The 7,412-nt window shown below is 35.5% G+C and carries 4 protein-coding genes; 3 read left to right on the top strand and 1 reads right to left on the bottom strand.

Annotation, left to right across the window (positions count from 1 at the left end; translation table 11 throughout):
- Positions 1–82: 82 nt before the first annotated feature.
- The 3 genes from P9M13_03380 to P9M13_03390 all read left to right on the top strand — a co-directional run bounded on the left by P9M13_03380 (position 83) and on the right by P9M13_03390 (position 1,585).
- The gene (locus P9M13_03380) at positions 83–256 is read left to right on the top strand and encodes a hypothetical protein (protein ID MDP8262329.1); all 174 of its coding nucleotides are present in this window, start codon (positions 83–85) and stop codon (positions 254–256) included.
- Positions 257–384: 128 nt separating this feature from the next.
- Positions 385–1,056: a transposase gene (locus P9M13_03385; GenBank protein ID MDP8262330.1), complete on the top strand. Its 672-nt coding sequence runs from the start codon at positions 385–387 to the stop codon at positions 1,054–1,056.
- Between the two features lie 316 nt (positions 1,057–1,372).
- Positions 1,373–1,585 carry a Franean1_4349 family RiPP gene (locus tag P9M13_03390; protein MDP8262331.1) on the top strand — a complete coding sequence of 71 codons (213 nt, stop codon included), beginning with the start codon at positions 1,373–1,375 and terminating at the stop codon, positions 1,583–1,585.
- A gap of 75 nt (positions 1,586–1,660) precedes the next feature.
- On the opposite strand, the gene P9M13_03395 is transcribed toward P9M13_03390, so the two are convergent.
- Complete coding sequence (locus tag P9M13_03395; protein MDP8262332.1) at positions 1,661–7,354, bottom strand: adenylate/guanylate cyclase domain-containing protein; 5,694 nt, start codon at positions 7,352–7,354, stop codon at positions 1,661–1,663.
- Positions 7,355–7,412: the final 58 nt, after the last annotated feature.

Consider the following 7,412-nt stretch of genomic DNA (forward strand, 5'->3'; position numbering starts at 1 on the left):
AGGGGTGTTGAAGTCGAAGCATAAGACAGAATAATGTGACACTCTCCAAACCGAAAGGGGAGAGTAACAGGGAACACAAAGCATGTCTAAGTGTGACGGCCATATTATATCTACTCGACTGAAATATGCTTCTGTGACAGTACCGGGAATATGGCAGTTGGTGCTGGCGAGTCAACAGGTACCGCAGCAGACAACACCGGTAAGATCATTACAGGTGAAGAAGAATAGTAATAAAAATTATTATTATTATGCGTAAGGTTAAAAGCCCGTTTCATTTTCTGTGAAGCGGGCTTTTTCCATGTCTTGATGTTTAAATGGTAGCAGCTACCATTTAGCTGCCATTTATTGATTGACATTTATTATGAATTTAAGAATAATCTGTTCATGCCCAGAATATCACGAGTTGTCATTCCTGAACACCCACACCATATTACCCAAAGAGGGAATAATCAACAGGATGTTTTCATTGATGACACTGATCGAAAAAAATATCTTCTTTTGATCAATGAATATTCTCAAAGATATGGGATTACAATTTTATCATATTGTTTAATGTCAAATCATGTCCATTTTATAGTAGTTCCAAAAACCAAAGAGTCTTTAAGTAGGACATTTAATTTTGCACATGTCCAATATTCTAAATACTACAATCACAAAAAAAACCTAAAAGGACATTTATGGCAGAATAGGTTTTATTCATGTGTCTTAGATGAAAAACACTTGATATGTGCCGCAAGATATATTGAAAGAAACCCAGCAAGAGCCAGTATAGTCAAGAATCCATCTGAGTGGGAGTGGTCAAGTGCTTCATATAATTGTGGTTTATGTGCAAATAACATTATCAAGCTAGGAAATCTTTTTGATTATACTTATGTAAATAAAGAAGGTTGGAATGAATATATATGTTCATCTGAAACTACTGATGAAGTAGATGCTATAAAAAAATGCACGTTGAATGGTCGACCATTAGGGGCCTCAACTTTTGTAGAAGGGTTAGAGACTAGGTTGGGAAGAAGGTTGCAGGCTTTACCTAGGGGGAGACAATCAAGAAAATAGGTTTAAATGGTAGCTGCTACCATTTAGGGGTGTCCCTATTATTCTTCATATTGTTCTGCTATGGGGCAGTAATAGATAGATGTGTTGCAAAGTTGAACACTTTTTTGCACCTGATAACATAATTGTTAGTATTTTTATAGAGCGCACGCGTCACTAAAATACTTATAAAAAATATTGATAATTATAACGCTGTGTATTATAATGTCTTATAAGATTTACTAGTAGTTTTCTTAGATGTTGGCACGGCGATTGCTTTATATAGGTTCATGAAACAAAAATGACAAAACCAAAACCAACCAACCGAAAGGAGGAGGTTATGTCAAAACAGGGAATGGAGAAAATATTTGGTAAAGCAGTAACAGATGAGGTTTTTAGAGGCCAACTTCTGTCAGATCCTGACTCAGCATTAGCTGGCAGTGATCTATCTGAAGATGAAATTCAGGCAATTAAGGCAATGGACAAAGAATCAATTGAAAAATTTGTCGGTGGTCTTGATGAAAGAATTTCTAAACGTGGTAATCGTATGTAATATTGGCAGTGATTGAATAAAAAAGGTGAGTTCTGGAAACAGGGCTCACCTTTTTTATGTGCCATGGGTCATGTATCACGCGGCTTTTTCCACTTTGATATCTGATACGGTTTCTATGGATTCCGGTTTTGCCGGAGATAAAAGTTTGTTTTGTAAAATTATTATCCTTCCGTCGTAAACACCTTCTTCTGCTAATTTTTCAATAAGGTTTTGGGTCCTGGTTAGATAGTCAGCGCGGGTTTCAAGCGAAGTGATCCCTTCGAATAAGTGAGATTGCTTCGTTACACTAGCAATGACGGATAACTCATAATAGAGTTCAGCCAAAAGTAAACTGTCCAATGGAAATTTATTTTTTAATAAGAAATTTTCAACGTCTTTAAGTGATGAAAGTGCCTTTGATATTTTTAGCGAGGTGCTGTTATCGATATTTGTTTTCTTTTCAGACAATGCATTATTTAGTTTATTGCAAACTTTAAGTAGAAGGGCAAGATTTTTTGCTATACCTAGTTTGTGATCAAGTTTTTTTGCATTGTTAAAGCATGCGATTGCATCTAGAAATATATTTTTTAGGTTTTCCTCATTATCTTTATGAATTATAAAATCAATTTCACACTTTATTCTATCAATGACTCCAAGTCTAATTTTTATGTCTTTGCTTTTTGTAATCTTTTCAGAAAATGTCTTTACGTTATTTTGAATCTCTGAGATTAGATTTATTGCTTTACTGATTTCTCCGCTTCGGATATATCCCTCAAGAATATATCCCCAACAATCAAGCATTATTAGTAGACTAAGTTTTTTGTCTTCGATCTGATAGGCTTCATTTATTGCTTTTTGTAGATATTTGATGCTTTTTTCATGATCTTTTTTATAGCATATTCCGAAACCTTTATATAAATCCGCCTTTTCTTCAGCAAGTGCACCGAAAAGTTTTACAACCCTTTCCGCATCCATATAATAACCCAACGCTTTGTCATATTGACCAAGTAATCTATATCCCTCCCCGCAGTAGTTTAATGATGTAGTTAAAAATTCGGTATAATGATTTTTTTTCAAGATTAATATTGATTCGGTTGCAGTACGTATGGCATTATGTGGTTCACCTGACAAAATATAATTTATTGACAGACTAGATAAAGCACCTGCTGTTCTGAAAGGATTGTGTATTTCCTTGCTTATTCTGACAGCTTCCAGATAACTTTTCTTTGACTTCTCAAGGTCCCCTTTTTCTATAAGAACATTTCCAATATTGTTGTAAATTTTAATTATGGCAATAATATTATTTGTATTTGCTGCTATCTTTTTTCCCTTTTCATAATATGATAATGCTGACTCATAATTGCCTTTATCAAAATTAAGATTGCCTAATTTTATAAATAGTTCTGTTTGAGTAAGCTTTCTCGTTGAAAGGGGCTCGATTTTGGGAATTTGTTTTTCGACTCGGTTTAATATTCCCGCAATTTCTTTCATATTACCACTTGCATATAGAACTTGAATTATTCCATCAAAAATAATATTAAATTTTTCTGTATCGTTGGAGACTAATTCGAGAGCAGTATTGTAGGCCTTTAGGGAACTATCGGCATTAAATAGTCTTTTATACATATCTCCAAGGTTGTTGTATAATTTACAAAGATCTTTTTTGTCACTTTTCTTAGTGAGTTCCTGATCCTTTTTGTAATTTATGACAGAGATGGCATTTTTAGTTTCGTTAACTGCTTCGGGAAGTTTTAATAGTTTTTCATACTTGTTCGCGGACAATTCTAAGTATTGCATAGTGTTTGTTAAGTCTTTTTCATTTACCCCCAATTCCTTTTGCTGTTTATCCCACTTAAGCTTTAAATTAAATGAATCATAATATAATTGTGCAAGGGTATTAATGTGGGCAGGATCTATTGAACCGTCTTCTTTTTTATAGAGTGTTTCCATAAGATGGGCGAGTTTGAGTTTTCCTTTTCTTATTTTGTCGATATCGGCATGTTTAATAAATACATCGTAGATGTAATGGTCAAAAATGAATGTTTCCAAATCACCACGTCTGAATATTCCTATATCCATAAGTTCTTTTAATCGTTCATTTACTTTGTTTTCAGTTATTGGAAGACTTTTGATAAATACCTCTTCCTTGAATTTCGATCCGAGGCAAAGCGCGTTTAAAAGCATTGTTTTGTATAACGGATTATCAAAATAGCTGGCATTGTATTGTGTATAGAAAAAGGCGTCTATGTTATCACCTGATATCTTTTGCTTAAGGACTTCTTTTAAAAGGTACGCGCCTTTTTGGTCTTCCGGCAGATTCTGATTGCGGAACCGGTCTGTAAAAAGTTTTGCCTGGTGACGGGCTATAAGGGGGCTACCTTTTCCTGATAAGAGGTATATTTTTTCATTTAATTGTTTTTTTACATATGAATGTAAGTCTTTTAGTAGAGAGTCGCTAATAACCGTGTGTTGTTTTTCTTGCGGCAAGTCTTTATTAAAGTGTTGTAATATTTCATCTATTTCATCGCGAGTATACAATCCTCTGATATCATCAAGTGTCAGTCTATCAACTTCGCTTAGAAGAGCGGTTTTTCTTTTTAAACCACATATTCCATGAAATATGTCCAATATCTGTTCCTGATCCATTTTATCGACGAGTATTGTTCTGTTATCTTTGGTGACAAGTTTTGCTAAAGATACCGGTTCTTTTGTATTGATGGCTGTAACTTCGATCTCTTCCAGTGCTTTTGGGAAGGCCCCGTTACACACGAGCTCGATTAACACATTTTTATTTTTTAGGGAATTCATAAGTGGAGAAAAAAAGACCGTTTCTTCGGGAAGGTTTTGCATGTCAAATACTCTAAGGAAAAGACCGGCGTTGCCTTCTTTGGTAACTTCTTTTGCTTTATTGGTAAAAAGTTTCTGAATAATATTATTTATAACAATAATCTTTTCATCATCTTCTAGATTATCGACAACCTCACTTTCACCGAAATCAATAAATGGAAATAGTATCTTTAGTGCAGGTGTATATATTTTCATGTCTTCGGCGTATTCGGATATACCGTAATCTATCTTTTTAAGACGTTCGGCGAGTTTATCTTTATGTGTAATGGCAAAGAAATCTTCCAGCAAATTTTTCATAATAGCATATTCATCTTTTCCTCTAGTGCCATAGGTTATGAATCCTGCTGATTTAGCGTAACGTTCAATCTCATAAGCAAGTGTCTCTGACCCTAAGCCCAGTTCTTTGGTTTGAATAAAAAGCATATCCATTGTCCCGGGTTTTTTATCTAAATAGGTATCAATCCATTTTTTAGCGATGCCAAGTTCCTTGTTTCTTAAAAATTTACCTTTACGCTGCACCGTTAGTATTCCTAGTGGCTGAAATATTGGTATTTCTGCGGCGACGCCTTTTACCTTGATTCCTTTTGCTCCAGGGGCATAAAAATCTGTCCGTTCCTTATAATCGATATCATCTTTGCTGGCGTAATACACACGGCTTGATACGATTGTCTCACCTTTTTTTGAAGACGAGCCGAGCCGTGCGGCAAGATTTATTTCCGGGCTGATTGTGGTAAGCTCCTTACGTGCGGTTCCAGTGAGGCCCAGTATAACCGCTCCTGAATTAATACCGATTTTCATTTTTAAGCCATATTTATCCGCTGTTTCATGTAGGTGCATTGCGTGTCTTACCATTTCAGCGTCCGGGTTTATATTACTGATATATTTCAAGCCGCCAAGGTAGATCATTTTTAGATAATGTGTTCCTGGGTCGCATTTTAGATAGAATATACCGTTTGCCGGAGATGCTGTTCGGTTAGCGTCATTAAAGAAATCTCTTACAATATTTTGCGCTTCTTTTAGTCCGTTTTCCTTCAATGTTTTATTGTAAAGTTCCTGCAGGCCGTATACCTGCATAAACATGATGCGCACATTCTGGAAGTTCATTCTGTCTACATGCGTATCTGTTTTTTCGTCTTTAATGATGTAATTATCAAATCCGCGTGGTAGGAAGCTGATAAGGATATCTTTTGCTTCTTCTAAGATTTCTTTAGAGTAAAATGCTTTTCTATGTGCTTTTGTCCTGAATTGATGGAATAAGATACCGATTCTGTCTGCAACGTATTTTCCGTAATAGTTTTTCATGGACATTTTTGCAAGCGTATCCTTTGTCTTATCGAGTGAGGCATCATCCTGAGCGGGGAAAAATGAAAGTAGATGGTTATCAACCTCGATACGGATCTTCATAACCGCTTTTTTCATGTTTTCAAGTTTTTTGATTTTTGAGAAGTCTCCGATTGTTACGTTTCCATTCATCTTTGTGAGTGCTTTTTTCCATTTTTCAAAATCTTTGGTGATTTGTTGTTTTAATTCTGGGGAGGTTTTATCAAAATTATTTTTACGTAAATAATCATATACTGCGTTCATATATTTCTGAGTAAAATTAATTCTGTCTTTTACTTCATAATCAAGGAAGTTTAATTTTTGTTGATTTATTACATAGAGATTTTCTTCTTTCATGCTTTTTCTCGCATCAGTATTATATTTTTCATCCGGTAGGGTATCAGTGTCAAATACAGTAAAAAGGTTGCCGCGTCCCTCTTTCACAAGTTTCTCTTTTGACTCTTGTGATATAACGATTTCTTTATTTGAGGCGTCTTCAGCTTGAATTGCTCTTAGGACAACGTCGCCGAGAGGCAGTACATCCCGTATACCGTAACTGTCATCCGGTATTACCAGATATATTGTTCCGGTAGACATGCCGATACTTGCTTTAATATCTCCCAAAGAGCTGAAATCAGCGGTTTCGGTGAAGAACTCTTTTATAATGCCACCAAAATAACGGATCATGAGCTGTACTTCCTGACTCATTTCAAGTGCGCGTGTTGCGGTATTTTCTCCCGTAAACATGACAAGGCGTGCGTCACCGCCAAATTTGAGTATTGATCCGTCAAATTTATTTATGACATTTGCTATATCAACAAATAGTTCGTTTGTTATTTCGATCACAAACTTTCTTGCTTCGGCTTGCTTTACAGGATCCACCTCTTCTGATAGCATGCTATTAAGCTTATCAGTCATAGCGGTAAAACCGGACAGATCGATGCTTGCAACAGATGCATTCTCAAATACAAGTGGTTCGGTAAATATGTGTTTTTTGCTCTTGTCGCCAGGGATTTCTTTTTCGAGAAGTGTTTGAAGAATTTCTGCAGGTACGTACGCAGCAATATTCTGCAGATCAAATTCCTCGTCTTTTAGTTCATTGTAGAGATCTACATATATGTCCTGATAAATATAATAGTTTACATGTGCGTTCAGGGACTCTTTTTTTAATACTTTTTTTGATGAAAGGATATCGACTGACGGTTCGTAGAGACTGCTGGTAAAAATGATGCCGTGATCCTTGCCTGATATGATTAGTGTTTCTTGGTCAGGTATTTCATCAAAGGCATATCCTTCTTCAGTAAATATGTTTTTTATGAGTTTCTTTTGAGTTTTTTGTGTGCCTACTCTAAAAAGGTCCTCTATGGTAAGATCGGCTTTTTTCTTTCGGACATGCTTAGTGAGTTTTTTAACTGTAGCGTGTCCCCAGCCAATAATGCCTAAATCTTCCTTAAAATCCGATTCCGGCTGCAAGGTGGCTTCGCCACTTTCATTATGTGTGTATGAATCTCCAAGAGATGCGATGCTGGTGATAGGATATATACATGAAGTTGTGATAAAACAAAATAAGACAAAAGTGGTTACAAAGAAACGTCTTATAGAGTCTGTTTTTAGTGTCTTCACAGTGCCCTCTTAATTATTTTAGATATAATTCTCTATAACTTGTTTTCGTAAATAGAAT

Origin of the sequence: Candidatus Ancaeobacter aquaticus, from assembly GCA_030765405.1 — a bacterium.
Classification (GTDB): domain Bacteria; phylum Auribacterota; class Ancaeobacteria; order Ancaeobacterales; family Ancaeobacteraceae; genus Ancaeobacter; species Ancaeobacter aquaticus.